The organism is Nocardioides sp. NPDC057577, from assembly GCF_042801335.1.
In the GTDB taxonomy this organism is placed as follows: Bacteria; Actinomycetota; Actinomycetes; order Propionibacteriales; family Nocardioidaceae; genus Nocardioides.
Genome location: NZ_JBHVGB010000226.1, coordinates 6,747 through 7,963 on the forward strand (window position 1 = coordinate 6,747; position 1,217 = coordinate 7,963).

Sequence of the window (1,217 nt, forward strand, 5' to 3'; positions counted from 1 at the left end):
GGCATCGAGCCGCCGGGTCTGCTCCGCGACCGCCGAGTAGACCGACGGGTCGCCGGAGACGAGGCGTACGACCTGCTTGCCGCCCCGGTGAGCGGCGACGATCTCGCCGACGATCTGGTCCAGATCGAGCTTCTGGGTGTCGACCAGCCCGGCCGCGGGGCTGCAGTGTCCCAGCACCTCAGGGTCCAGGTAGGTGCCGGGATAGAGCACCACGTCGGCGGCCGCGAGCATCCTCGTCGCGCGCACGGTGAGCAGGTCAGCGGCGCCTGGACCGGCGCCGACGAAGTGGACGGCCTGCTGGCCGGTCACCGCACGTACCTCGGCGTCCAGACCTGCCCGGCCTCGGTGACCCGGGTCGAGCTCGCGCCCACGATGACCAGGCACTTCATGTCGATCGAGGCCGGATCCAGCTCGCCGAGGGTGGTCACGGTCAGCGACTCCTCCGCGCGCCCGATGTCGCGGCCGACGATGACGACGGTGTCCGGCTTGCGCTGCTCCAGGAGTACGTCGCGAGCTCGGCCGATCTGCTCGGTTCGCGAGCGCGAGGCCGGGTTGTAGATGGCCAGCACGAGGTCGGCGGCCGCGACCGCGCGCAGCCGGTCCTCGACGACGGACCACGGCTTGAGCCGGTCGGAGAGGGACATCACCGCGAAGTCGGCCCCGACCGGGGCGCCCGCCCGCGCGGCCACCGCCTGGACGGCGCTGACCCCGGGCAGCACCCGGACGCGTACGCCGGCGTAGGCCGGATCCTCGGCAGCCTCGAACACGGCGGACGCCATCCCGAAGACACCGGCGTCACCGCCGGAGACCACGGCGACCCGCTCCCCCGCGACCGCCAGGTCCAGCGCGTGCCGGGCCCGGTCGACCTCGACGGTGTTGCCCGACGCATGCCGGCGCAGGCCTTCGCGTTGCGGCACCCGGTTGACGTACGGCGCGTAGCCGACGACATGGCCGACCTCGGCCAGCGCCGAGCTGGCCTCGGGAGTCAGCCACGCCTCCGGGCCCGGGCCCAGCCCGACGACGAGCACCTCCCCGGAGGCCGAGCCTGTCGAGACGCCCCCGCGCATCACCTCGACAGACTCGACCTCTCCCTCCCCCGAGCCTGCACCCGCTGGTCGAAGGCCACTTCGTTCAGACCTCGGAGCCGCTAGGCGGAGGCGTGGGGGGCCGAAACCCCGGCCCAGCCGCGCGGCGGGGCGCCGGGGTGTGGGGGCACC

At 74.0% G+C, this 1,217-nt stretch carries 2 protein-coding genes; both read right to left on the bottom strand.

The annotated features are described in order from the left end of the window. The coding region (locus ACFU7D_RS27210) for an SAM-dependent methyltransferase (protein WP_378873241.1) at positions 1 to 309 on the bottom strand (309 nt) is incomplete at its 3' end. Continuing rightward, positions 306 to 1,067, bottom strand: coding sequence for a precorrin-3B C(17)-methyltransferase (cobJ, locus tag ACFU7D_RS27215; RefSeq protein ID WP_378873243.1), 762 nt, complete (start codon positions 1,065 to 1,067; stop codon positions 306 to 308). The genes cobJ and ACFU7D_RS27210, both read right to left, overlap by 4 nt. Between the last annotated feature and the right edge of the window lie 150 nt (positions 1,068 to 1,217).

Coding starts and splice junctions, on each gene's coding strand:
- cobJ (WP_378873243.1), bottom strand. CDS start 1,067: ATGCGCGGGGGCGTCTCGACAGGCTCGGCCTCCGGGGAGGTGCTCGTC.